Raw genomic sequence first — 23348 nt, 5'->3', positions numbered from 1 at the left:
GCCGTGGACTCCTCCCCCGACGACGCCCGGCATCGGCTCGCGGCGGCCTTCGCCGTCGACACCGAGTACTACGACTGGCAGGGCCGGCACCAGCTGGTGGGCGACGCGACCCTGATCGCGGTGCTGGCCGCGTTCGAGGTCGACGCCACGACCCTCGAGTCGTGCGCGAGCACGCTGGACGCGCTCGCGCGGCGGCGGGCCGAGCAGGTGCTGCCACCGTGCGTGGTGGCCCGCGCCGGGACGGTCGTGCGGGTGCCGGTCACCCCCGGGACAGCTGACGCGCGCATCGAGCTCGAGTCGGGCCCGGTCGTCCCGGCCCGGGTCGACGGCGACGCGGTGGACCTGCCCACCGACCTCCCGACCGGCTACCACCGTCTCGTGCTCGGTGACGGCGTCGTCGAACTCATCGTCACCCCGGACCGGTTGACCTGGCCGACCGAGCTGGACGCGCCGGCCTGGGGGTTCGCGACACAGCTGTACAGCGTCCGGTCGCGGGCATCCTGGGGCATCGGGGATCTCGCCGACCTCACCACGCTGGCGCAGTGGTCGGCCCGCGAGCACGGCGCCGACTTCGTCCTGGTCAATCCGGTGCATGCCGCCGAGGTCGTGGCGCCGATCGAGCCGTCGCCCTACCTGCCCACGAGCCGCCGCTACGGCGACCCGATCTACCTGCGCGTCGAGGACGTCCCCGAGTACGCCTCGTTGGACGCCGCGACCCGCACGTTCGTCGACGACCTCGGGGTCGAGGTGCGGGCCGCGGCGGCGGCGGACGAGCTGCTCGACCGCGAGACCGCGTGGGCGGCGCGGCTGGCCGCACTGCGCATCGTCCACGCGGCCGGGCTGCCCGCCGACCGGGCCGCGGCCTACGCCCGGTACTGCCGCGACGAGGGCGCGGCCTTGCAGCGTTTCGCCACGTGGTGCGCGCTCAGCGAGGTGCACGGGGGTGACTGGCACGAATGGCCGGTCGAGCTGCGCGACGCCGGTTCCCCCGCGGTCGCCGCGGCGGCGGCCGCGCTCGAGCCCCGGATCGACTTCTTCCGGTACCTGCAGTGGCTGCTGCACGAGCAGCTGCTCGGCGCCCAGCAGGCCTCGCGCACCGCCGGCATGCGGCTCGGCGTCGTGCACGACCTCGCCGTCGGGGTGAGCCCGAGCGGCGCCGATGCGTGGGCGTTCCGCGACGTCATGGCCGACGGGCTGACCGTCGGCGCCCCGCCGGACGCGTACTCGCAGACCGGCCAGGACTGGCAGCAGCCGCCGTGGCGTCCGGACCGGCTGGCCGAGCTGGCCTACGCGCCCCTGCGCGAGCTGTTCCGCAACACCCTGCGGCACAGCGGCGGCATCCGGGTCGACCACATCATCGGGCTGTTCCGCCTCTGGTGGATCCCCGACGGCTTGGCGGCGGACGAGGGCACCTACGTCCACTACGACCACGAGGCGATCATCGGCATCCTGACCCTCGAGGCCGAGCGGGCCGGCGCGGTCGTGATCGGCGAGGACCTCGGCAACGTCGAGCCGTGGGTTCGGGTCTACCTGCGCGAGCGCGGCCTGCTCGGCACGTCGATCTTCTGGTTCGAGGGCGATTGGGACGCCGGCGGCGGACCTCTGCCGGCCGAGCGGTGGCGGGTCGACTGCCTGGCCTCGGTGACCACGCACGACCTGCCGCCGACGACCGGCTACCTGGCCGGCGACCACATCCGGCTGCGGGACCGGCTCGGCCTGCTCACCCGCAGCCTCGACGACGAGCTCGCCGCCGCGCGGCACGACCAGCAGGCCTGGCTCGCCGAGGTGAGCCGGGTCGGGCTGCTCGATCCGGACGCGACCGACGGGGCCGAGATCGTCCGCGCCCTGCACGCCTACCTCGCCCGCACCCCGTCGCGGCTGCGCTGCGTGGCGCTGACCGACGCCGTCGGCGAGCGCCGCACCCAGAACCAGCCGGGGACGAGCGGGGCGGCCTACCCGAACTGGCGCGTGCCCCTCGGCGGCCCGAACGGCCGGGCGGTGTTCCTCGAGGACGCGCTCGCCGATCCCGAGGTCGCCCGTCTGGTCGAGTTGCTGCGCTGACCCGTCACGGCCGGAAGATGCAGCACCAGCGCAGCCGGGTGTTCCGCTCGTCCGGCCAGGACGCGCCGTCGTCGGTCCAGCGCACGATCGTGGGGCGCCACGGGATGGCCCGCTGAGCTCGCCGGAACGTCCGGGCCGCGACGGCGACGTAGGCGTGCGCGTGCGGATCGTCGTGGCCGTCGAAGAGCTGGCACCGGCGGCGCTCGAACGCGGCCGGGCAGCGGTAGCGGTCGACGACCGGGCCGAAGGTGTCGTCGTTCAGCTGGGGATACCCGCCGTCCGACGTCATGCCCACGATTAGAACACACGTTCGGCCGATGTCGAATGTCGACAATGCCGGCCGACCGCTAACGTGCGAGCGGTGAACGATGCCCTCGCCCGGCTCGAGCGGGTGATCGCCGCCGAGCTGCTGTACGCGCCGGCGCACGCCGCCTTCGGGGTGCGCTTCGTGCGGGCCGAGACCGGCGTGAGCGTCGCCCGCATGCCCGTCGTCGGCGCACTGGAGGACGGCGGACGCACGCTGGCCGCCGGCGGCCTGCTCGTGCTGTTCGACGCGCTCCTCGGTTCCAGCGTGGCCTCGGCGCTGCCGGCCGGTTCGGCGATGACCACGCTCACGATGCACCTGCAGTTCACCGACCTGCGGCACCCGGGTGGCGAGTGGCTGCAGGGCACGGGCCGCCGCGTCGCCCTCGACGGACTGTCCGCCCTGTCGACCGCCGAGGTCACGGCCGCCGACGGGCGGCTGGTCGCGATCGGCTCGAGCCGGTGCGTGGTGCTGCCCGACGCCGCCACCGCGCCGATGGCCGAGCCGGGTGACGGCCAGCCACTGGGCGAGCTCGGCGCGTGGCGGCGGGCGGTCGTCGTCGAGCCGGTCGGTGGCGGCGCGCGGGGGCGGGCCCGGGCGGACGCGGGCTGGGCCAATCCGCGCGGCCACGTGCAGGGCGGCGCCGTCGCGATGATCGCCGAACGCACGCTGCACGAACTGTGGCGCCCGCACGACCTCGACGCCGCCGACTGCTTCGACCTCGACATCACCTTCCTGCGCGCCCTGCCGAGCGACGGCCGCGAGATCACCTGTCGGGGCACTCTCGCCCACCGCGGCCGCAGTCTCGGGACGGCCCGGGCCGAGGTGCTCGATGCCGACCGCGTCGTCGCCGAGATCGGCGCGAGCCGCTACCACCGCTCGACCTGACGGTCCGGCGGCGCAGGTCACGGCGAATCGGACGTATCGCGTGCGCCCGCTGCCTCGTTGAGCTGGCATAGGCAGAGCGCGCCGGGGCCACGGCCGGCGCAGGTGAGGGGGGACGCCGGTGATGATCAATTCGGTCCGGGCAGGCGATGTGTTGACGATGATCGGGCCCGACGGGGTGCGCAGCGACATGTTCACGCTGGCCGAGGTCATCGACATCAGCGGCACGGAGGTCATCTGGATCTACCGCGAGTACGACGCACCGATCGTGCTGGGCCGCACCTACGCGCTCGACTCCACCTTCGAGCTGCACAGCCGGCGCGCGCAGCGTCGCGATCGCGCGAGCTGAGCCCGCCGCAAACCGGACACCGGGTGCGGAAGGTGCGCCCCGATCCCGCACACTGGAGCCCATGAGCTCCGCGGTCCGCCACGTCGAATCCCATATGGTCCTCGACGCGCAGGAGCCGGCGCTGCTCGCGCTCGAGATCGCGGTGGCCGAGGCGGCGCCGGCGACGGTCGAGGAGACGCTCACGATCCGCCAGGGCGGCGAGCCGGTCGACGCCGTCGAACTGCGAACGTCGGCGGGCGGGCGCATTCACCAGGTGCGAGTCGACAAGGGCCGGATCACGGTCGACTACGAGGCCCGCCTCACCGGCCGCGGCGACACCGCGCCCGTCACCGCGACCGATCGGCTGCGCTACCTGCGACCCAGCCGCTACGCGGAGTCCGACCGCATCGAGGCGGTGGCCCGGGCCGAGTTCGGCGGCATCAAGGATCGCCGTGAGCTGCTCGACTCGGTCGTCTCCTGGGTCGGCTCGCGGGTCGACTACGTGCCCGGCAGCAGCGGTCCCACCGACGGCGCCGTGGACACGATGCTCGCCCGCCGCGGCGTGTGCCGCGACTTCGCGCACCTCGTGACGGCCCTGCTGCGCGCCCGCGACATCCCGGCCCGCCTCGCCGCCGTCTACGCGCCCGGTCTCCAGCCGATGGACTTCCACGCCGTCGTCGAGGCCGCGATCGGTGACCAGTGGCGCGTTGTCGACGCGACCCTCCTCGCACCCCGGGCGAGCCTGGTCCGCATCAGCACCGGACGCGATGCCGCCGACACCGCGTTCCTCTCCAACTACGAGGGGGCCGTCGACCTGCTCGACCTCGGCGTCTCGGCCTGGGTCGACGGCGACCTCCCGATCGACGACCTCACCGAGCTGATCTCGCTCGGTTGACCGGCCACGGATCCGGAGACACACGAGTCCACCCGGATTTGTATTACGCCGTAAACGGAGCGGCCTGTCCGTTTACGGCGTCATACAAACTCGGCCGGCCACTGCCGCGGCCGGGGCCGGACACGGTTCGTGGCCGGTTCTGCCGACTCGGCCCGGCCGCGACCGCGGTGGCCGACCGACCCCTCGCCGAGGTCAGGGCCGTCATGTCGATGGCCTACCGACCACCTACATCTGCGCAGCACCCTCGAGGATCGCCTCGCGGATGCGGTGGTAGGTGCCGCAGCGGCAAATGTTGCGGATGCCGTCGAAGTCGGCGTCGGTGAGGGTCTTGCCCGCAGCCTTCGCCTCCTGCACCAGCGCCACCGCGGCCATGATCTGGCCGGGCTGGCAGTAGCCGCACTGCACGACGTCCTGGTCGATCCAGGCCTCCTGCATGGGGTGCAGCGCCTTGCCGACGGTCGCGGGCAGGCCCTCGATGGTGGTGATCTGATCGGTCGGGTTGATGTCCTTCACCTGCACCGAGCAGGGGTTGAACGCCTTGCCGTTGACGTGCGACGTGCAGGCCTTGCAGACGTTGAGACCGCAGCCGTACTTCGGGCCGGTGACCCCGAGGACGTCACGCAGGACCCAGAGCAGGCGGACGTTGTCCTCGACGTCGACGCTGACCGGCTTGCCGTTCAGGATGAACGAGTGAGTGGGCACAAGGGCTCCTTCGAGATTCGCGCGGGTCAGCTGAGCTGGGACGTGAGGCCGTTGGTCGGGCTCTGCGGCGTCGACGGCACGGTCGGGATCACCGAGAAGTGGCTCGGCGACTGCTGGTGGTTGATCGGGAACGTCGTCGGCATGACGCCGGTGGCCCGGCCGTAGGCGCACGCCACCGCGGCCTGGGTGGCCGCGACGCCGAACTCGCCGGCACCGCCGGGCTGCTCGCTCGTCGACGGCATGATGATCACCTGCACGTCGGGGACGTTCCACTGCCGCGTGTAGAAGTAGTTGTCCCACGAACCCTCGAGGAAGTAGCCGTCCTTGAGGTGCAGGCTCGACGTCAGGGCCTGGGCGATGCCGTCCATGATGCCGCCCTGCATCTGCGCCTCGAGCCCGGTCGGGTTGATGACCAGGCCGACGTCGACCGCGAAGACCACCTTGGTGACCCGCGGGCCGGTGTAGGCGTCGGTCACGGTGCGCCCGACCGTGGCCGGCCGGGTGTCGATCTCGACGAGCGCGGCGCACCAGCCCTTGTACTCGTTGTGCACGGCGATGCCCTGAGCCGTACCCGCCGGCATGGTGCGTCCCCAGTTACCGATCTGGGCGACCTTGTCGAGCACGGCGACACCGCGCGCGTTCTTCAGGAACGCCTTGCGGAACTGGTACGGGTCCTTGCCGGCCGCCTTGGCGATCTGATCGGTGATCAGCTCCTGGGCGGTGCGCGCGTCGGGCGAGTAGATGTTGCGCATACTGCCGGTGTTGAAGCCCATGTCGACCTCGTTCAGCAGCTGGGTCGTCACGCCGTAGTTGTACGAGACGGACTGCGTGAGTTCCCAGATCGACTGCGCGAAGGTGTAGTTGCCCATGGGCAGGCGGGCCGAGAACGCAGTGAGGATCTCGCCGAGGCCGTGGGTGAAGTCGGTCGAGACGCTCGTGTGCCGCTGCTCGTAGGTGAGCACGTTGCCGAGCGAGTAGGTGGCCCGCACCCGCGACGTCGCCATCGGGTGGGTGCGGCCCTGGCGGAAGTCGTCGGTGCGCGACCACATCAGCTTGACCGGCTTGCCGAACGCGTGGGAGGCCTCGACGGCCTCCTTGGCCGCGTCGCTGAACAGGTGCCGGCCGAACGAACCGCCGCCGGTGGTGACGTGCACCTTCACCTGGTCCACGCCCAGGCCGTACTTCCCGGCGAGGTCGGTCTGCAGCACGATCGGCACCTTCAGCGGGCTCCACACCTCGATGCCGGTCGGCGTCCAACTCGCGATGGCGATGCCGGTTTCGAGCGGGCTGTTACTGCGGAAGTTGAAGGTGAACGAACCCTCGATCGTCTGGGTGAGCAGCGGCACGGCAGGGACGGCGAGCGGGATCTCGGCCGCCTTCAGCTCGGCGAGCACGGTCGCGTCGGACTTGCCGTCCTCGGTGCCCGCGTTCCAGGCGATGTCCAGCGCGCGGAGCGCGTCGATGCACTGCCCGAACGTCCTCGCCCGCACGGCCACGCCCGTCGAGATCATCGCGACGTCGGTCACGCCGGGCATCGCCGTCACCGTCGCCAGGTTCGAGACCGACTTCGGCGTCCCGTTGATCGTCGGCGGCCGGGCGATCATGGTCGGCAGCGCGTTCGGGATCTTCAGGTCGCCGGTGAACTGCTTCTGGCCGGTTACCGCGGCGAGCGCATCGACCCGCTTGGTCGGCTTGCCGATGACCGTGAACTGCGACGCGGGCTTCAGCGCCGCCGGCAGCTGGGTCGTCGTGGTCGCGGCAGCGAGGACCGTGAGCGCACCGTAGGTCGCCGTCAGGCCGGTGGAGGACTTCACGACACCGGCGCTCGTGGTCAGGGTCGAGACATCGACGTTCCACTGCGCCGCCGCCGCCGCCAGCAGCCGACCCCGGGCGAGGGCCGCGGCGGTGCGGATCGCCGTGTAGGTGGAGCGGGTCGTGTTCGAACCACCGGTGAGCTGGTTGAACAGCAACTCGGGCCGCGCGTCGGCGAGCGTCACGGTGATCTTGCTGATCGGGAGGTCGAGCTCCTCGGAAATGATCATCGAGGTCGACGTCGTGATGCCCTGACCGACCTCGGCGCGCGGGATGGCGAAGGTCGCGGTGCCGTCCGAGTTGACGACGATGGTGATCAGGTTCGACGTGGGCAGCGCCGCGTCGTCCTGCAGGTCGCCGAGGTCGTAGAGATCGGCCGGCCCGGGCAGCGACGGCACACCGTCGGCCGCGGCCGGCTGCGCGTCGACCAGTCCACCGATGAGCGACGTGCCGACCATCAGCGTCGGTGCCGCGATGGCCCAGCTGAGGAAGCCGCGCCGGCGCACCCCGCTCGCGTCCTCCGAGGTCTCCGGCACCGTATCGACCTCGACGGCGCGGCGGTAGGGCAACGGCCGGGCGCGCTCGCCGGACCGGGGCGCGGAGTCGGAGGTCGGACGACGGGTGGCGGTCATGGGTGTTCCTCTCGGCCGTCATTAGCTGGGCGGTTGACGGGCTGACAAGGGCGGTCCGGATGCGAAGGGCACAACCAAACCTCGAGGTATGGTGCCGGGCCCGACTGGTCCAACGACGAGATGAACGCTGGGTGACGGGAACCGGGTGGTTATTTCACGCTAATGACGCGTTCTGATGCCCTCAACTCGAAACGAGGGATCCCAATCGAAGGGCCCGCATCTTTGTGTCGAGATACAAAACAGTGACTTAGCACGAGCCGCGTGTAGAGCTTTTGTCTGCGGCGCGAACCTATGCGGGTCACTCCGGGATCGGCAGCGGCTTCGAGTTGCCGAACAGGCGCCACGAGCGCAACGCCACGACGAGCAGCGCCACCGCGAGCGGATCGGTCAGCGAGACCTTGAGCTCGGCCTGCAGGCGCTGCAGCCGGTACCGCACCGTGTTGGGGTGGCAGTGCAGTTCCTCCGACGAGCGCTTCGTCGAGCCGCCGTGGCGCGTCCAGCTCTCGAGCGTGTCGAGCAGCATCGCCCGCTCCCCCGGCGGCAACGCCAGGACCGGGCGCAGCACCCGGTGCGCGATGTCGACCGCCTCGTCGGGCGCGGCCGCCACCAGCATCGCGAGCGGTGAGTCCTCGAAGCAGGCCACCCACGGCTCGCCCTGGGCGACGCTCGACCGGGCCACGTGCGCGAGCCGCAGCGCGCGCGGGGTGTTCTCGAGCCCGATGAAGCCGGGGCTCAGACCGACGCGGCCCTTCGCGTGCCGGGTGAGCACGGCGGCGACGTCGGCTATCCGGTCGACCGCCCCGACCGATGCGATGCCGAGCTCGTAGGACGCGGTGTGCCGCCACGCCGAGCCGATGTGCCGGGCCGCCAGGGCCTGCTCGAAGCCGGGCAGCAGGGCCGAGCCGAGGTCGTCGCTCTGCGCCGCGATGACGACGAAGACGCCGTCGTGCGGCATGTCGAGCATCTGGGCGACGTCCCACATGGCCCGCTCGTTGACGACGCCGCCGGAGAAGAGGGCGTCGAGGAGGGTGGCCCGGCGCTCGCGCTGCGAGCGCACCAGTTCGGTGGTCGCCTGCCGGTAGGCCGCGGTGACGGCCTCCAGGTACTCGTCGATGAGGAACCAGAACGAGGTGGCCGTGGCGATCAGCGCCCGCAGCTCCGGCTCGCCGGATCCGGAGGCGACGTCGAGCAATAGATCCCACAGCGCCGAGAACCCGATACGGAACGCGCGCAGCACCTCGGGCAGCGGGGCGCCCTGCTGGGCGCGGCGGGTGCCGGTGGCGTGGGCCTGACCCAGGTCGATGGAGTCCGGGTCGGTCAGCGCCTCGATCATGGTGCGCAGGTTGCCCTCGACCGAGCCCTGCAGGTCGGTGAGCGGCACGGTCGAGCCGACGCCGTAGACCACCATCTGGGCCCGGATCTCGGCGGTGACCGAGACACACAGTTCGGGCAGCCGCTGCGCCGCTTTGGCCGCGAGATCGGCGAGCACCGGGTCGAGCACCAGCGACCGCCGCCGTGCGTCGGTCGTCCGGTCGTCGTGCCCGGTCGTTGTCGTCACTGCGCCTGATGGTCGCACACCGACTGATTCGCGCCAGCCGGGACGATCGGTTCCTCGGCCGGTCAGCCGGCGACGCACGCCGCCAGCTGTTCGGCGAGCGCTCGAAGGGCCTGACCGCGATGGCTGATCGCGTCCTTCGCCGCGCTGTCGAGCTCGGCGCTGGTGGCGTCGTGACCGTCGGGGACGAAGATCGGGTCGTAGCCGAAGCCGTTGGCGCCGCGGGGTTCGCGGATCAGCCGGCCCGGCATGAGCCCCTCGGTGACGATCTCGCCGTCGGCGCCGACGTAGGCCACCGCGCAGGCGAAGGCCGCCCCCAGCCGCTCGTCCGGCACGTCGGCGACCTGGCCGAGCACGAGGCGCAGATTCGCCTCGTCGTCACCGTGCCGCCCGGCCCAGCGGGCCGAGAAGATGCCCGGCATGCCGTTGAGCGCCGCGACGGTGAGCCCGGAGTCGTCGGCGACGGTCGGCAGCCCGGTGTGCCGGAACCCCTCGCGCGCCTTCAGCAACGCGTTCTCGACGAACGTCGCGCCCGTCTCCGGTACCTCGGGGTACGGAGCGACGTCGTCGAGCCCGACGACCTCGAGGTCGGGCAGGGTGGGGCCCAGGATGCGACGCAGCTCGTTCAGCTTCTTGGCGTTGCGGCTGGCCAGCAGGATCCGCACCGTCAGAGCGTCCCGTCCAACGCCTGCTGCTGGAACAGGGCGAGCTCGGCGCAGCCGGCCAGGGCGAGGTCGAGCATCGCGTCGAGCTCGTCGCGGCGGAACGGCACACCCTCGGCGGTGCCCTGCACCTCGACGAACTCGCCGGCGCCGGTGACGACGACGTTCATGTCGGTCTCGGCGCGGACGTCCTCCTCGTACATGAGGTCGAGGCGGGCCTCGCCGTCGATGACGCCGACCGAGACGGCCGAGACGGAGTTCACCAACGGCTTCGGCTGGGCCAGCGCGCCCTTGGCCGCGAGCCACGACACGGCGTCGGCGAGGGCGACGTAGGCGCCGGTGATGGCGGCGGTGCGGGTGCCGCCGTCGGCCTGCAGGACGTCGCAGTCGATGGAGATGGAGTTCTCGCCGAGCGCGGACAGATCGATGGCGGCGCGCAGCGAGCGCCCGATCAGCCGCGAGATCTCGTGGGTGCGGCCGCCGATCTTGCCCTTGACCGACTCGCGGTCGTTGCGGGTCAGCGTGGCCCGCGGCAGCATCGCGTACTCGGCGGTGACCCAGCCCAACCCGCTGCCCTTGCGCCACCGCGGGACGCCCTGCTGCACCGATGCCGAGCACAACACCTTGGTGTCCCCGAACTCGACGAGCGCGGAGCCCTCGGCATACTTCTGCCAGTCGCGGGTGATGGAGATCGGACGCAGCTCGTCGTTGGCACGACTGTCGGGGCGAGGCATACCTGCGAGCCTAACGACGGGCTCGGACACTCCTGGGGCCCGCCCGGGCACGACGTGGGACGGAGAACTGCACGGTGCGCACATCGACCCACGACGCGGCCGCCCTGCTGCGTCGCGGCCGTGCCCTCGAATGGGCCACCCTGGCCTGGAACGTCGTGGGCATCGTGGTGCTGGCCGTGGCCGCCGCCCGCACCCGCTCGGTGGCCCTTGTCGGCTTCGGCCTCGACTCGCTCATCGAGATCGGCGCCGGCCTCGTCGTGCTGTGGGAGTTGTCGGGCACCGGCGCGGCCCGGCAGGTCCGCGCGCTGCGGCTGATCGCCGCCGCCTTCCTCGCCCTCGCGGCCTACCTCACGGTGCAGACGGTGATCGTGCTGGCCGTACGCCACCACGCCCACCACGGTGTCCTCGGCGTCGTGTGGACGGCCGTCACCGCCGCCGCGATGTTCGCCCTCGCCGCCGGCAAGGGCCGCACCGGGCGCCGGCTCGGGAACCCGGTGCTCGTCGCCGAGTCGCGGGTGACCGTCGTGGACGGCCTGCTCGCGTGCGCCGTGCTCGTCGGGCTGGTGCTCGACGCCACCCTCGGCTGGTGGTGGGCCGACCCGGCCGCCGCGCTCGTCATCGTCTACTACGCCGTCCGGGAGGCCCGGGCCATCCACGCCGACCGGCAGGATGGGACGCATGCGTAGCGAGACACTCGACATCCGGACGGGTGGGCGCCCCCGCATCCACGACCTCAGCGACGACTGCGCCCGCTTCGTGCGGGACGAGGGCGACGGGCTGCTGAGCGTCTTCGTGCCGCACGCGACGGCCGGGCTGGCGATCCTCGAGACCGGGGCCGGCAGCGACGACGACCTGCTCGACGCGCTGGACTCCGTGCTCCCGCGCGACGACCGGTGGCGGCACCGGCACGGCAGCGCCGGCCACGGCCGCGATCACGTGCTCCCCGCGTTCATCGCCCCGTCGATCACCGTGCCGGTCGTCGGCGGCCGGCTCACCCTCGGCACCTGGCAGTCGATCTGTCTCGTCGACACCAACGTCGACAACGCCGTCCGGACCGTCCGGCTCAGCTTCCTGCCGGGCTGACCGCCCGGTCGCACCCCGGCCCCCGCTCCCCCCATGCGGCTGAGTGGCGAGTTGCTCCTTGAGTGGCGAACAGGTACGCGCCACTCAGAACAGGTACTCGCCACTCAACGGAGAGAGGGGGCGCGGCGGTACGGGCCGGGGTTCCTAGATCCAGAACTCGGCGCGCGGGTGGGCGATCTCGACCGGCCCGTCGAACGCCTCGGCGGCGTCGTCGGCGGCGTCCTGGCGCGAGTTCCACGGTGGCACGTGCGTGATGATCAGGCGGTCGACCCCGGCGCGGTCGGCGTGCTCGCCGGCCTGGGCCCCGGACAGGTGCAGGTCGGGCACCTGCACCTCGTCGCGGCTGACCGACGCCTCGCACAGCAGCACGTCGGCGCCGGTGGCGAGCTTGACCAGCTCGGGGCACTCGCCGGTGTCGGCCGAGTACACGAGCGAGCGGTCCTGCCAGGCGATCTTGACGCCGTTGGTCGGGGTCGGGTGGTTCATCGGCGCGTAGGACATCGTGAACGGGCCGAGCTCGGCGTCGGCGGGCGTCGCGAACGAGAACAGCTCGTGCAGGCCGAGCTTGCGGGCGAGCGGGTCGTAGGCGGCCTCGAGGCGGTCGCGCGTGCCGGGCACGCCGACGAGCGGGATGCGCCGCTCCGGACCGCGCAGCCGGTAGCCGTCGCCGCCGTAGCGCAGCGCGACGACGTAGGCCGTCAGGTCGATGCAGTGATCGGCGTGCAGGTGCGAGATCACGATCGCGTCGACATCGGCCGGGGTGCAGTACTGCTGCAGCGCCCCGAACGCGCCGTGCCCGAGGTCGAGCAGCAGCCGGTAGCCGTCGGCCTCGACGAGGTACCCGGACGCGGGCGAATCCGGCCCGGGCACGCTGCCCGAACAGCCGAGGACGGTGAGTTTCATGCCGTTCACGCGGCGCCTCCGTAGGGCGAGAGACGAGCGACCGGCGCGGCGGCGACCGCGGCGACCTCGGGTCCGACGAACCGATGACTGAGCCGCTCGAACGGCTCGGCCGGGCCGGTGGCCCGGAACACGTGCTGCGGTGCGGGCGCGTCGTCGGGTCGGAGTAGATCACGCGACATCAGCACACGGAACACGTCCTTCGCAGTCTCCTCGGCACTGGACACGAGTGTCACCGAATCGCCCACCACGACCGACAGCAGTCCGGTGAGCAGGGGGTAGTGCGTGCAGCCGAGGACGAGGGTGTCGATGCCGGCCGCGTTGAGCGGGGCGAGGTAGGACTCGGCGAGCCCGAGCAGCTGGCGTCCGCTGGTGACGCCGCGCTCGACGAACTCGGCGAAGCGCGGGCAGGCGGCGGCGGTGACCTCGATGCCCTGGGCCGCGGCGAAGGCGTCCTGGTAGGCCCCGCTGGTGATCGTGGCCGTGGTGCCGATGACGCCCACCTTGCCGTTGCGCGTGGCGGCCACGGCGCGCCGGACGGCCGGCAGCACGACCTCGACGACCGGCACGTCGTAGCGTTCCCGGGCGTCGCGCAGGCACGCGGCACTCGCGCTGTTGCACGCGATCACCAGCGCCTTGACGCCGGAGGCCACCAGATCGTCCATCACCGCGAGCGCGTGAGCCCGCACCTCGGCGATCGGCTTCGGGCCGTAGGGACCGTTCGCGGTGTCGCCGACGTAGTGCAGCGATTCGTGGGGCAGCTGGTCGAGCACGGCCCGGGCGACGGTGAGCCCGCCGACGCCGGAATCCATCATCCCGATGGGCGCGTCGCGGTCGACGACGGCACGGACGGACGGAACGGGCACAGGCGTCACGATACGACCGAGCGCCGGAAGGTGCGCGTGTCGCCCCGCCGGGGGTGCAGCAGCGCCCCGGCGCCGACGCCGGCCACGAACCCGCACACGTGGGCCTGCCACGACACGATGGAGTGCATGGTCGGGAACAGCCCGAACAGCAGCGTGCCGAAGAAGAACAGCACGAGCACGGCGACGACGATCCACTTGAACCGCCGCGAGAACCAGGCCCGGGCGAGCAGGTAGGCCAGCCAGCCGAAGACCAGGCCGCTCGCGCCCACGATGTCGGTGTGGCCCGGCCCGACCAGCCAGGTGAGCACCCCGCCGACCAGGACGACGAACGCGGTGACGATCGCCCACACCCGCAGCCCGGAGAGCATGACGACCCAGCCGATGAGGATCACCGGCAGCGTGTTCGACAGCATGTGCTGCACGCTGGCGTGCAGGAACGGCTCGGTGACGACGCCCCACAACCCGTCGACCCGGCGGGGCATCAACCCGAACCGGTTGAGGCTGTAGTCGTTGGCCACGTTGACCAGCTCGACGATCCACAGCAGCGCCGCGACGAGGCCCATCATGATCAGTGCGCCGCTCCAGCTGTTCGGGTCGAACGGCGGCTCGAGCGAGCCTGACGCGTCGGCGCGACGCGGGAGGACCCGGCGGATCGGTGAGCTCACCCTGCCGAGCCTAGGGCTCCCGGGTGGGCGGGGGCCAAGACCGCGTCAGATGACCGCGCGCACGGTCACCGCGTGCAGCCCCGTCGCGCCCGCCGGGAACACGTCTCGGTCGTGGTCGTCCTGCACCCGCCCGCCGGCGTCGGTGGCCCGCACCCGCAGCCGGTACCGGCCCGACTTCTCCGGCGTCCAGGGGTACACCCACTGCCGCCACGTGTCGGTCGACGGCACGGTGGCCAACCGGGCGGCGCGCCAGGGCCCGTCGTCGATCTGGACCTCGACCTTCGAGACGCCCACGTGCTGGTCCCAGGCGACCCCGGCGATCGCGACGGTCTCGCCGACCGACACCGACTCGGAGTTGCTGGGCCGGTCGATGCGTGACATCAACCGGATGGGCGGGTTCGGGGCCCACCCACCGTTCACCCAGTAGGCCTGGAACCGGTCGAACCGGGTCGCCTCGATGTCGACGACCCACTTGCACGCCGAGACGTAGCCATAGAGGCCGGGCACCACGACACGGGCCGGGAAGCCGTGCTCGACCGGCAGCGGGGCGCCGTTCATACCGACGGCGAGCAGCGCGGCCCGGCCGTCCATGATCGGCCCTGTCGGCGCCCCGATGGTCATCCCGTCGGACGAGCGCATCACCAGCTGATCGCAGTCGGGGTGCAGTCCGGCCTCGCGCAGCAGGTCGGCGAGCAGCGCGCCGCGGAAGAGTGCGTTGCCCACGAGGTTGCCGCCGACCTCGTTCGAGACGCAGCACAGCGTGATCCAGTGGTCGACGAGGGGGCGCCGCAGCAGCTCGTCGTAGGTGAGGGTGATCTCGCGGTCGACGAGGCCGTGGATGCGCAGCCGCCAGTCGGTCGGGGCGATCTGGGGGACGCTGAGGGCCGTGTCGATCCGGTAGAAGTCGCGGTTCGAGGTGCGCCACGGGACGCCGCTGCGGCCGAGGTCGGCCCCGACCGGCACGGTCTGCGGGGTCGCGGGCGGTGGCAGCGTGACCCGGGCCCGCGCGGCCGCGACGTCGAAACGGGCGTGCTGGGCCAGCCGCCCGCCGACCCCGGCGGCGAGCGCGAGCGCGGCGACCGCCCCGCTGCTCTGCAGGAACTGGCGCCGGGCCGGCCCGGCGGTGGGTGCCTCCGCCGGGGCGGTCGCGCTGCGGACCAGGGCGACCAGAGCGCCCATCGCGGCCGCGGTGCCGACGACGGTCGGGATGACGTCGGTGCCCCGCGCCGCGGCGACTGTCAGGGCGCAGTAGACCCCGACGAGGCCGAGCACGCCCACGCCCGCGAGGCCGAAGGCCAGGTGGCGCAGGGCGAGCGTGCCGACGGCCGCGCCGAACAGGGCCAGCAGCAGGAGGATGCTGCCGATGAGCAGCAGCTTGTCGTCCGTGCCCACTGCGCGGATCGCCCAGCGCTTGACCGACTCCGGCGTCAGCTCGATCACCCGGTTGCCCACGGCGATGACCGGGGCCGCGGCCGGGCGCACCAGGAACGCCACGAGCTCGCCGACACCGACCGCGACGCCGGCGACGAGGACGCCGATGAGCAGGCCGACGGGGATCCGGGAACGCACCTGTCCATGGTCGCAGCAGGCCGCCCTGTCAGCTGTTAACAGATGGGGACGCTACGACCCGTATCGGCCGGGCCGTCGGCCTCGACGAGGGCCCGGACGGCGATCAGCGCGCGCCGCTGCAACTGCTTCACCGAGCCGGTGGAGCGGCGCATCACCGTCGCGACCTGCTCGAGGGACAGGTCGGCGACGATCCGCAGGGCCAGCACTTCGCGGTGGTCCGGGCTGAGCCGGTCGAGCAGGTCCTGCACGCCGGCGGTGCCGACGCGCTCGAGCGCCTCGCGCTCGGCCGATTCGGTCGCCCGGTCGTGCAGCAGCTGGTCGAGCTCGACGAAGGTCGGCTGGCGGGCGCGCCGTCGGGTGTCGTCGACCATCCGCGCGTGCGCGACCGAGAAGACGAAGGTCCGCAGGCCGCTGACCCCACCGGTCAATTCGCCGAGGCGGGGCAGGACAGCGACGAAGACGTCGCTGGTCACCCCCTCGGCGTCGGGGACGCCGCGGGCCGTGAGGTAGCCCGCGACGGCCGGGGCGAGTTCGCGCCAGATCACCACCAGCGCGTCGCCGTCACCGGCGCGCGCGGCTGCGAGGACCTCCTCGGTGATCCGACGGCCCACCGCACCCTTCCCTCTCACGCGGGGGCCGTGGCGCGCCGCGTCCTGGGGGTTGGCGCGGCGCGCCACGGCGCTCGTGGGGCTCGGCGGGTCAGCCCCGTCCGGAGCCGTCGCCGCTGCCCGCGCCGCCGCCGTCGTGGCCGGAGCCCGACTCCGGGGCGTCCGATTCGGGTGCGTGGGTCTCGGTCGCGTGGGTCTCGGGTGCGTCCGACTCCGGCGCCTCCGACTCCGGCGCCTCGGACGAGTCGCCCTGGTGCTCGGCGGCGCTGCTGCTGGGTGCGGACCCGGTCGGGCCCTGACCGTCCTCGCCTTGACCGTCCGAACCCTGGTGGTGGTCGCCCTGGTTGTCCTCGCCGGAACTCGACGGGGCCGGCTCGGACGACGGCGCGGTCGAGCTCTCGGGTGCCTCCGACGTCGCAGGTGCCTCCGACGTCGCAGGTGCCTCCGACGTCTCGGGCGCCTCGGAGGTCGCGACCTCGGTCGGCTCGGCCGAGGACGGCGCGCCCGACTCGGTGGAGGTGACGTGGTGGCGGACCGGCACGGCGTTCGGCGTGCTGGCGGCCGCGACGGCCACACCAGCCGCGGTGCACCCGCCGATGAAGACGGCGACGGCGACCGAGCGGGCGCGTGGGCTGAGGGACAACTGCATTCGGAGCCTCCGGGGGACAGGCATCATCACAGCGAGTGGACAGCCCGGTAATCGCCCGGCCCGTTCCCGGGGTTACGCGCTCAGGCCCAGAGCTGGCCCTCGAGGCGCTCGGCCGCCTGCTGCAGGGTGCCGGTGTAGGCGCCGGTCGAGAGGTATTTCCAGCCACCGTCACAGACGACGAACGCGACGTCGGCCGTCTCGTCCTCCGGGATGCGCTCGGCGATCGACAGCGCCGCGTGCAGGATCGCGCCGGTCGAGATGCCGGCGAAGATGCCCTCGTGCTCGATCAGGTCGCGGGTGCGGCGGAGCGCGTCGTAGGAGGTGACGGAGAAGCGGCGGGTCAGCACCGAGTCGTCGTAGAGCTCGGGGACGAAGCCTTCGTCGATGTTGCGCAGGCCGTAGACGAGCTCGCCGTAACGGGGCTCGGCCGCGACGATCTGGACGTCCGGGACCTTCTCGCGCAGGTAGCGCCCGACGCCCATCAGCGTCCCGGTGGTGCCGAGACCGGCCACGAAGTGGGTGATGGACGGCAGGTCGCGCAGCACCTCGGGGCCGGTGCCCTCGTAGTGCGCCTGGGCGTTCGCGGCATTGCCGTACTGGTAGAGCATCACCCAGTCGGGATACTGCTCGGCCAGCTGCTTGGCCGTCGCCACCGCCTGGTTCGACCCGCCCGCCGCCGGGGAGGAGATGATGCGCGCGCCGAACATCTCGAGCAGCTGGCGCCGCTCGACCGAGGTGTTCTCCGGCATCACGCAGACGATCCCGTAGCCGCGCAGCTTGGCCACCATCGCGAGCGAGATGCCGGTGTTGCCCGACGTCGGCTCCAGGATGGTGCAGCCCGGGGTCAGCCGGCCGTCGGCCTCGGCGTCCCGGATCATCGCCAGCGCGGCCCGGTCCTTGATCGAGCCGGTCGGGTTGCGATCCTCGAGCTTCGCCCACAGGCGCACCGGGTGCTCACCGTCCCACCTGGGCGAGAGGTGCGGCAGGCCGACGAGCGGGGTGTCCCCCAGCGCGTCGATGAGCGAGTCGTAGCGGGCCATCGGGAAGGGTCAGCCGCCGGCGACCGCAGGGAGCACGGTGACCGCGTCCCCGTCCTTGAGCGGGGTCTCCAGCGAGCCGGTGAAGCGGACGTCCTCGTCGTTGACGTAGACGTTGACGAAGCGGTGCAGCGCGCCCTCGTCGGTGATGAGGCGCCCCTTGATACCGGGGTGGTTGCCGTCGAGGTCGTCGATGAGCGCGGCGAGCGTGTCGCCCTTCGCCTCGACGGACTTCTCGCCACCGGTGTAGGTGCGCAGGATGGTCGGGATCTTGACCTCGATGGCCATGGGGATACGGGCTCCTGGGATTGAGTGGGTCCTGGGATCAGGTGGGCGCTACTGGTCAGGTCCAACGCCGGTGTCGCCGGTTATCGTCCCATCCGGCGGATCGGGATGTCGCAGGTCACCGGTCCACGACCTGTACCGGCTCCTCGGTGACCTCGCCGTCCACGATGCGGAACGAGCGGAACTCGGTCTCGTCGTCGGAGCGGGTGGAGACGAGGACGTAGTGGGCGTTGGGTTCGGAGGCGTAGGAGATGTCGGTTCTCGACGGGTACGCCTCGGTGGCCGTGTGGGAGTGGTAGACGACCACCGGTTCCTCGTCGTTGGCCGCCATCTCCTTGTACAGCTGGAGCAGGTCGGCCGAGTCGAACTCGTAGAACGTGGGTGACCGGGCGGCGTTGAGCATCGGCACGAACCGGGTAGGACGGTCGCTGCCCTCGGGCCCGGCGACGACGCCGCAGGCCTCGTCGGGGTGGTCGCGGCGCGCGTGGGCGACGATCTGGTCGTGGATGGTCCGATCGATGCTCAGCACGGGGTCCGACGATACCGACTCAGCGCATCAGGCCGGTGACCACCGAGTCCTGCACCGCGGTGAGCCAGTAGTAGACGAGGTGGGGCTGGGCCTCGGGGTCGGTCGGGTCGATCTCCGGCTCGTCCTCGGCGATGCCGATCCGGGTACCCAACGACAGCCGCAGGTCGTTGAGCACCTGGATCCAGCGGCGCGCGGTGTCCGGCTCGCCCAGGTCGATCTCGCCACCGAGGGCGAGCTCGGCCACACACTGGCCGACCCGCTCCTGCCGCTCGCTGCGCAGCCCGGATTCGGTGATCGAGCGGTAGTCGGTCTCGGCGGCGTCGTCGTCGGGGTAGGCGGACGGGTAGAGCCGGGCCACCACCGGGTCGTCGGCGTCGTCGGAGTCGAGGACGACGGTGAGCTCGTCGAGCAGGGTCTCGAGCAGCGAGACCTCGATCGGTTCGAGCCGCAGACGCAGGCGTCCGTGCCGCCGCGAGACCTTCACGTCGGCTGCTCGAGCGTGGCCCACAGGCCGTACCCGTGCAGCGTCGAGACGTCGAGTTCCATCCGCTCCCGCGTTCCCGACGAGACGACGGCCCGACCGCGGTGGTGCACGTCGAGCATCAGCTTCTCGGCCTTGGGCTTCTCGTAGCCGAACACGGTCATGAACACGTGTGTCACGTAGGACATCAGGTTGATGGGGTCGTTCCAGACGATGGTTATCCAGGGCCGGTCGGGGTCGGCGACGACGTCGGCGTCGGCCTGTTCGGTCGCCTCGCGCTGCGGAGTCAGGGTTCCCGCCATGAGGTCCATGGTGGCACGGCCGCTCGTACCGGGTACGTTGCCGCCGTGACGACGAGTACGGGTGCGCGGGCCTTCGGCGTCCGAGGGGCGGCGTTCGTCGTCATCGGCGGCACGTTCGTGGTGCTGGCCATCCTCGGGCTGTCCTGGTACGCCGTCGAGGACGGCGCCGACACCGCCGGCAGCGGGTTCACCTTCGCCGATCTGAAGGCCAACGCCGATCAGCTGAGCGCGCCGATCGCATCGGCCTACTTCGACTGGCTGGCCTGGGCGCTGCTCGTCGCGGTCGTGCTCGTCGGTTTCGCGGCCACCCTGCCCACGAAGGTCGCCGACGTGCTGCGGGTGCTCGGGTTCTTCCTGGGCGTCGTCGGCGTCGCGGCGACCTTCTACGCGCTGGCCCAGCTGTTCAACGCCCAGCGCGCGGCCGGCGGCTCGGATCACGGCGTGTGGCACAACTCGACCCTCGGCACCTGGGCCGCGCTCGGCGGCTTCCTGCTGGCCGGCATCGGCGCTGTCCTCGGCCCGCGCCGGGCCTGACACGATCGCACCTATGACCGCCCTCCGCTGCGCTCCGGCCGCCGAAGGCCATGCCCATGCGTCATGCGCTCGCGGAGCTCGCCCATGACGACCGCCTTGCTGACGGACCGCTACGAGCTGACGATGCTCGGCTCGGCCCTGCGCGACGGCACCGCGCACCGGCGCTGCGTCTTCGAGGTCTTCGCCCGCCGGCTGCCCGACGGCCGCCGCTACGGGGTCGTCGCCGGCACCGGGCGGCTGCTCGACGCGATCGCCGACTTCCGCTTCGACGCCGAGATCGTCGAGCTGTTGCGCCGCGACAGCATCGTCGACGACCAGGCCGCCGAGTTCCTCGCCGCCTATCGCTTCGGCGGCGACGTCGACGGGTACCGGGAGGGCGAGCTCTACTTCCCCCACTCCCCCGTCCTCACCATCACCGGCACGTTCGCCGAGGCCGTCATCCTCGAGACGCTCGCGCTGTCGGTCCTCAACCACGACTGCGCGATCGCCTCGGCGGCGGCCCGCATGGTCACCGCGGCCGCCGGGCGTCCGATCATCGAGATGGGCTCGCGGCGCACCCACGAGCAGGCCGCGGTGGCGGCGGCGCGGGCGGCCTACCTGGCCGGCTTCGCGTCGACGTCCAACCTCGAGGCGGCACACCGCTACGGCGTGCCCACGGCGGGCACGGCGGCGCACGCGTTCACGCTGCTGCACGACGACGAGAAGTCGGCCTTCGCGGCCCAGGTCGCCTCGCTCGGGGCGTCGACCACCCTGCTGGTGGACACCTACGACATCACCCGCGGCATCGAGCTCGCGGTCGACGCCGCCGGGCCCGGGCTCGGCGCGATCCGCATCGACTCCGGTGATCTCGGCGTCCTGGCCAACTACGCCCGCGACCAGCTCGACCGCCTCGGGGCCACCGGCACCCGCATCGTCGTCAGCGGCGACCTGGACGAGTTCTCGATCGCCGCCCTCGCCGCCACCCCGGTCGACGCCTACGGAGCCGGCACGGCGGTCGTCACCGGATCCGGCGCCCCGACGGCCGGGATGGTCTACAAGCTCGTCGAGGTCGACGGCCGTCCCGTCGCCAAGCGGTCGGAGCACAAGGAGAGCCACGGCGGTCGCAAGATCGCGGTGCGCGCGCACAAGCCCACCGGGACGGCGATCGAGGAGATCGTGCTCGCCGCCCCCTCGGTCGAGCTCGGCGAGCACGAGCGGCTGCTGCAGGTGCCGCTGGTCCGCGACGGCGCGCGGGTCGCCGGGCTGCCCACGCTCTCCGACGCGCGCGACCATCTTCGCGCCGCCACGGTGACCCTGCCTTGGGACGGCCTCAAGCTGTCGCGAGGCGAACCGGCCATCCCGACCCGGATCGGTTGATCACGTTCCGTTCCGGCGCACGGTCGTGGGACATAGGCTCGGCGGCATGGCTCGAGCGGTGATCGTGGTGGACGTCCAGAACGACTTCTGTGAAGGCGGCTCGCTCGCCGTAGGCGGCGGGGTCGAGGTCGCCCGGGCGATCAGCGCCTGGCTGGCCGAGGGCGACTTCGACCATGTCGTCGCGACCCGCGACCACCACATCGATCCGGGCTCCCACTTCTCGTCCGCGCCCGACTACGTCGACTCGTGGCCGGCGCACTGCGTCGTCGGCACGTCCGGCGTCGCGCTGCACCCTGATCTCGACACCAGCCGGATCGAGGCGATCTTCGACAAGGGCGAGTACGCCGCCGCGTACTCGGGGTTCGAGGCTTACGCCGACGGCGTCGCGTTGGGTGACTGGCTGCGCGAGCGGGGCGTGGACACCGTCGAGATCGCCGGCATCGCCACCGATCACTGCGTGCGCGCCACCGCCCTCGACGCAGCGACGCAGGGGTTCGCCACCACCGTCCGCCTCGACCTCACCGCCGGCGTCGCCCGGGCGTCGACCGACGCCGCCCTCGCGTCGCTCCGCGACGCCGGGGTCACGCTGACCGGCGAGCCCGTCGTGCGGAGCTGACCGATCCCGCGCGCCGGCTGATCGCCCGTGAGAGGCTGCGACGGTGGATGCCCCGGTATCGCCGCCGGACTGCCTCACGCCGAGGTTCCCGGCCGTCGCCACGCGCGCCGGCCATTACGAGAGCATCTATCTCGTCGCGAGCCACCCCAGCGCGCCCGTCAGCGTCTGGATCCGCTACACCGTGCACAAGCAGCCGGGCCGACGACCGACCGGCTCGATCTGGTTCACCCTGTTCGAGGACGGGCGTCCCACTGCCGTCAAGGTCACCGATGACGATGTGCGCGCCGGCACCGGATCGCAGTTGCTCGCCGTCGGTGGCTACGGCGCGGTGCGGCGCGACGGAGCGACCGGCGCGGTGTCGGGCCGGCACACCGACGCGTCCTGGGCGCTGCGGTTCGAGCCGCTCGACGCCGAGCTGCGGCACCTGCCGTACGGCTGGCTGTACCGCGCCCCGCTCCCCCGCACCAAGTCGACCAGCCCCTACCCGGCGATGCGGGTGAGCGGATCGGTCGTGCTGAACGGCCGCGAGCTCACGCTGGACGGCTGGCGCGGCATGCTCGGCCACAACTGGGGCGCCGAGCACGCGCACCGCTGGATCTGGCTGCGCGGCGCCGGGTTCGCCGAGGCGCCCGAGGGCTGGCTCGACGTCGTGATCGGGCGGGTGAAGGTCGGGCCGTCGACCACGCCGTGGATCGCCAACGGCGCCTTCGCCCCGGACGGCCGCAAGGGCCGCCGTCATCGCATCGGCGGTCTGCTCCGCCGCATCACCGTCCAGGAGCGCCCGGACGGCTGCGACCTCGTGCTTCCGGGTGACGGCATGACGCTCACCGTCACCGTCACCGCGCCGATCGCTACGAGTGTCGGCTGGGAGTACGCGGATCCGTCCGGTGGGCGTCACCAGGTGCGCAACTGCTCGACCGCCGGACTCGCCGTGCGGATCGGCCGCGGTCACGCTTCGCCGGGCGGTACCCCCGAGGAACTGCACACGGCACACGGCGGCGTCTACGAGCTCGGCTCCGCCACCTTCGACCCCTCCGTCGCGATGCAGCCCTACACGGACGGCTGAACGCAGCCGCGAGACCCCCGCTCGACGTCGACCATTACCGCGGGTTGCACTTCACGCGGACTTCACGTAAGGTTCCACTTGGCAGTTGGTCGCAGGTCCGGGGGGAACTGGGATCGCCTCGCACCAGCAACATCCGGTGCGTGTCTGCAGTGGCTGGAGCTGACCCTCTCGGGGGACAGCGGTCAGCTCGCCGCGGGTAGCCTGCCAATAACTGCAGTAAGCAGCCCGCTCA

At 72.1% G+C, this 23348-nt stretch carries 27 protein-coding genes; 10 read left to right on the top strand and 17 right to left on the bottom strand.

From position 1 onward, the window contains the following. Window positions 1-3 precede the first annotated feature (3 nt). On the top strand, window positions 4-2061 hold the full coding sequence (malQ, locus tag VGN18_RS10480; protein ID WP_327539629.1) for a 4-alpha-glucanotransferase: 2058 nt from the start codon (window positions 4-6) through the stop codon (window positions 2059-2061). A 4-nt stretch (window positions 2062-2065) separates the two neighbouring features. On the opposite strand, the gene VGN18_RS10475 is transcribed toward malQ, so the two are convergent. Next, window positions 2066-2350 carry a hypothetical protein gene (locus VGN18_RS10475; RefSeq protein ID WP_327539628.1) on the bottom strand — a complete coding sequence of 95 codons (285 nt, stop codon included), beginning with the start codon at window positions 2348-2350 and terminating at the stop codon, window positions 2066-2068. A gap of 72 nt (window positions 2351-2422) precedes the next feature. Between VGN18_RS10475 and VGN18_RS10470 the strand changes: the two genes are divergently transcribed. The 3 genes from VGN18_RS10470 to VGN18_RS10460 all read left to right on the top strand — a co-directional run bounded on the left by VGN18_RS10470 (window position 2423) and on the right by VGN18_RS10460 (window position 4473). Beyond that, entirely contained in the window at window positions 2423-3253 is an 831-nt protein-coding gene (locus tag VGN18_RS10470; protein WP_327539627.1) for a PaaI family thioesterase, read from the top strand. Between the two features lie 157 nt (window positions 3254-3410). Continuing rightward, on the top strand, window positions 3411-3599 hold the full coding sequence (locus tag VGN18_RS10465; RefSeq protein ID WP_327539626.1) for a hypothetical protein: 189 nt from the start codon (window positions 3411-3413) through the stop codon (window positions 3597-3599). A 61-nt stretch (window positions 3600-3660) separates the two neighbouring features. Continuing rightward, entirely contained in the window at window positions 3661-4473 is an 813-nt protein-coding gene (locus VGN18_RS10460) for a transglutaminase family protein (protein ID WP_327539625.1), read from the top strand. Between the two features lie 225 nt (window positions 4474-4698). On the opposite strand, the gene VGN18_RS10455 is transcribed toward VGN18_RS10460, so the two are convergent. The 5 genes from VGN18_RS10455 to rph form a co-directional block, all read right to left on the bottom strand. Continuing rightward, a complete protein-coding gene (locus VGN18_RS10455; protein ID WP_327539624.1) occupies window positions 4699-5175 on the bottom strand; it encodes a (2Fe-2S)-binding protein in 477 nt (158 codons plus the stop codon). A gap of 26 nt (window positions 5176-5201) precedes the next feature. Beyond that, a complete protein-coding gene (locus VGN18_RS10450) occupies window positions 5202-7619 on the bottom strand; it encodes a molybdopterin cofactor-binding domain-containing protein (protein ID WP_327539623.1) in 2418 nt (805 codons plus the stop codon). 298 nt (window positions 7620-7917) lie between these two features. Continuing rightward, window positions 7918-9177: a helix-turn-helix domain-containing protein gene (locus VGN18_RS10445; protein ID WP_327539622.1), complete on the bottom strand. Its 1260-nt coding sequence runs from the start codon at window positions 9175-9177 to the stop codon at window positions 7918-7920. Between the two features lie 62 nt (window positions 9178-9239). Next, complete coding sequence (rdgB, locus tag VGN18_RS10440; protein ID WP_349259881.1) at window positions 9240-9845, bottom strand: RdgB/HAM1 family non-canonical purine NTP pyrophosphatase; 606 nt, start codon at window positions 9843-9845, stop codon at window positions 9240-9242. Beyond that, on the bottom strand, window positions 9842-10570 hold the full coding sequence (rph, locus tag VGN18_RS10435; protein ID WP_327539620.1) for a ribonuclease PH: 729 nt from the start codon (window positions 10568-10570) through the stop codon (window positions 9842-9844). Before rph ends, rdgB begins: the two co-directional genes overlap by 4 nt. Before the next feature lie 74 nt (window positions 10571-10644). On the opposite strand from rph, the gene VGN18_RS10430 reads away from it, so the two are divergent. Beyond that, window positions 10645-11256, top strand: coding sequence for a cation transporter (locus tag VGN18_RS10430; protein ID WP_327539619.1), 612 nt, complete (start codon window positions 10645-10647; stop codon window positions 11254-11256). After that, a complete protein-coding gene (locus tag VGN18_RS10425) occupies window positions 11249-11653 on the top strand; it encodes a secondary thiamine-phosphate synthase enzyme YjbQ (RefSeq protein ID WP_327539618.1) in 405 nt (134 codons plus the stop codon). The genes VGN18_RS10430 and VGN18_RS10425 overlap by 8 nt, the downstream gene beginning before the upstream one ends. A 144-nt stretch (window positions 11654-11797) precedes the next feature. Here the strand turns inward: VGN18_RS10425 and VGN18_RS10420 are convergent, their stop codons facing one another. From VGN18_RS10420 to clpS, 11 genes are all read right to left on the bottom strand, one after another. Then, window positions 11798-12556 (bottom strand): MBL fold metallo-hydrolase, encoded by a 759-nt coding sequence (locus VGN18_RS10420; protein WP_327539617.1) that lies wholly within the window; start codon window positions 12554-12556, stop codon window positions 11798-11800. Between the two features lie 5 nt (window positions 12557-12561). After that, window positions 12562-13368 (bottom strand): glutamate racemase, encoded by an 807-nt coding sequence (murI, locus tag VGN18_RS10415; RefSeq protein ID WP_349259880.1) that lies wholly within the window; start codon window positions 13366-13368, stop codon window positions 12562-12564. 56 nt (window positions 13369-13424) lie between these two features. Beyond that, window positions 13425-14084: a rhomboid family intramembrane serine protease gene (locus VGN18_RS10410; RefSeq protein WP_327539615.1), complete on the bottom strand. Its 660-nt coding sequence runs from the start codon at window positions 14082-14084 to the stop codon at window positions 13425-13427. Window positions 14085-14129: 45 nt separating this feature from the next. Then, window positions 14130-15653: a molybdopterin-dependent oxidoreductase gene (locus VGN18_RS10405; RefSeq protein ID WP_327539614.1), complete on the bottom strand. Its 1524-nt coding sequence runs from the start codon at window positions 15651-15653 to the stop codon at window positions 14130-14132. 35 nt (window positions 15654-15688) lie between these two features. After that, a complete protein-coding gene (locus VGN18_RS10400) occupies window positions 15689-16264 on the bottom strand; it encodes a sigma-70 family RNA polymerase sigma factor (protein ID WP_327539613.1) in 576 nt (191 codons plus the stop codon). An 88-nt stretch (window positions 16265-16352) separates the two neighbouring features. Beyond that, window positions 16353-16910 (bottom strand): hypothetical protein, encoded by a 558-nt coding sequence (locus VGN18_RS10395; RefSeq protein WP_327539612.1) that lies wholly within the window; start codon window positions 16908-16910, stop codon window positions 16353-16355. An 80-nt stretch (window positions 16911-16990) separates the two neighbouring features. Then, a complete protein-coding gene (locus VGN18_RS10390; protein WP_327539611.1) occupies window positions 16991-17950 on the bottom strand; it encodes a cysteine synthase in 960 nt (319 codons plus the stop codon). Between the two features lie 9 nt (window positions 17951-17959). Beyond that, complete coding sequence (locus VGN18_RS10385) at window positions 17960-18235, bottom strand: MoaD/ThiS family protein (RefSeq protein ID WP_327539610.1); 276 nt, start codon at window positions 18233-18235, stop codon at window positions 17960-17962. Between the two features lie 115 nt (window positions 18236-18350). Further along, complete coding sequence (locus VGN18_RS10380; RefSeq protein WP_327539609.1) at window positions 18351-18761, bottom strand: M67 family metallopeptidase; 411 nt, start codon at window positions 18759-18761, stop codon at window positions 18351-18353. 19 nt (window positions 18762-18780) lie between these two features. Then, on the bottom strand, window positions 18781-19245 hold the full coding sequence (locus VGN18_RS10375; RefSeq protein WP_327539608.1) for a DUF2017 family protein: 465 nt from the start codon (window positions 19243-19245) through the stop codon (window positions 18781-18783). Continuing rightward, the gene (clpS, locus tag VGN18_RS10370; protein WP_327539607.1) at window positions 19242-19544 is read right to left on the bottom strand and encodes an ATP-dependent Clp protease adapter ClpS; all 303 of its coding nucleotides are present in this window, start codon (window positions 19542-19544) and stop codon (window positions 19242-19244) included. The genes VGN18_RS10375 and clpS overlap by 4 nt, the downstream gene beginning before the upstream one ends. Before the next feature lie 45 nt (window positions 19545-19589). Here clpS and VGN18_RS10365 point away from each other — a divergent pair, with 45 nt between their 5' ends. The 4 genes from VGN18_RS10365 to VGN18_RS10350 all read left to right on the top strand — a co-directional run bounded on the left by VGN18_RS10365 (window position 19590) and on the right by VGN18_RS10350 (window position 23116). Then, window positions 19590-20078 carry a hypothetical protein gene (locus VGN18_RS10365; RefSeq protein WP_327539606.1) on the top strand — a complete coding sequence of 163 codons (489 nt, stop codon included), beginning with the start codon at window positions 19590-19592 and terminating at the stop codon, window positions 20076-20078. Window positions 20079-20162: 84 nt separating this feature from the next. Continuing rightward, entirely contained in the window at window positions 20163-21434 is a 1272-nt protein-coding gene (locus tag VGN18_RS10360) for a nicotinate phosphoribosyltransferase (protein ID WP_327539605.1), read from the top strand. Window positions 21435-21480: 46 nt separating this feature from the next. Continuing rightward, on the top strand, window positions 21481-22050 hold the full coding sequence (locus VGN18_RS10355) for an isochorismatase family protein (RefSeq protein ID WP_327539604.1): 570 nt from the start codon (window positions 21481-21483) through the stop codon (window positions 22048-22050). Between the two features lie 43 nt (window positions 22051-22093). Next, window positions 22094-23116 carry a hypothetical protein gene (locus VGN18_RS10350; protein ID WP_327539603.1) on the top strand — a complete coding sequence of 341 codons (1023 nt, stop codon included), beginning with the start codon at window positions 22094-22096 and terminating at the stop codon, window positions 23114-23116. The last annotated feature ends 232 nt before the right edge of the window (window positions 23117-23348 follow it).

The organism is Jatrophihabitans sp., from assembly GCF_036000465.1.
In the GTDB taxonomy this organism is placed as follows: Bacteria; Actinomycetota; Actinomycetes; order Mycobacteriales; family Jatrophihabitantaceae; genus Jatrophihabitans.
The sequence above is the reverse complement of the archived record's forward strand: the minus strand, read 5'-3'. Positions and strand labels throughout refer to the sequence as shown.

Excerpts from the sequence above, each read along its gene's own strand:
- VGN18_RS10395 (WP_327539612.1), bottom strand. The coding sequence starts at position 16,910 with ATGCAGTTGTCCCTCAGCCCACGCGCCCGCTCGGTCGCCGTCGCCGTC.
- clpS (WP_327539607.1), bottom strand. The coding sequence starts at position 19,544 with ATGGCGGGAACCCTGACTCCGCAGCGCGAGGCGACCGAACAGGCCGAC.
- VGN18_RS10360 (WP_327539605.1), top strand. The coding sequence starts at position 20,163 with ATGACGACCGCCTTGCTGACGGACCGCTACGAGCTGACGATGCTCGGC.
- VGN18_RS10450 (WP_327539623.1), bottom strand. The coding sequence starts at position 7,619 with ATGACCGCCACCCGTCGTCCGACCTCCGACTCCGCGCCCCGGTCCGGC.
- VGN18_RS10460 (WP_327539625.1), top strand. The coding sequence starts at position 3,661 with ATGAGCTCCGCGGTCCGCCACGTCGAATCCCATATGGTCCTCGACGCG.
- VGN18_RS10385 (WP_327539610.1), bottom strand. The coding sequence starts at position 18,235 with ATGGCCATCGAGGTCAAGATCCCGACCATCCTGCGCACCTACACCGGT.
- VGN18_RS10355 (WP_327539604.1), top strand. The coding sequence starts at position 21,481 with ATGGCTCGAGCGGTGATCGTGGTGGACGTCCAGAACGACTTCTGTGAA.
- VGN18_RS10390 (WP_327539611.1), bottom strand. The coding sequence starts at position 17,950 with ATGGCCCGCTACGACTCGCTCATCGACGCGCTGGGGGACACCCCGCTC.
- murI (WP_349259880.1), bottom strand. The coding sequence starts at position 13,368 with ATGATGGATTCCGGCGTCGGCGGGCTCACCGTCGCCCGGGCCGTGCTC.
- rph (WP_327539620.1), bottom strand. The coding sequence starts at position 10,570 with ATGCCTCGCCCCGACAGTCGTGCCAACGACGAGCTGCGTCCGATCTCC.
- VGN18_RS10465 (WP_327539626.1), top strand. The coding sequence starts at position 3,411 with ATGATCGGGCCCGACGGGGTGCGCAGCGACATGTTCACGCTGGCCGAG.
- VGN18_RS10420 (WP_327539617.1), bottom strand. The coding sequence starts at position 12,556 with ATGAAACTCACCGTCCTCGGCTGTTCGGGCAGCGTGCCCGGGCCGGAT.
- VGN18_RS10425 (WP_327539618.1), top strand. The coding sequence starts at position 11,249 with ATGCGTAGCGAGACACTCGACATCCGGACGGGTGGGCGCCCCCGCATC.
- VGN18_RS10475 (WP_327539628.1), bottom strand. The coding sequence starts at position 2,350 with ATGACGTCGGACGGCGGGTATCCCCAGCTGAACGACGACACCTTCGGC.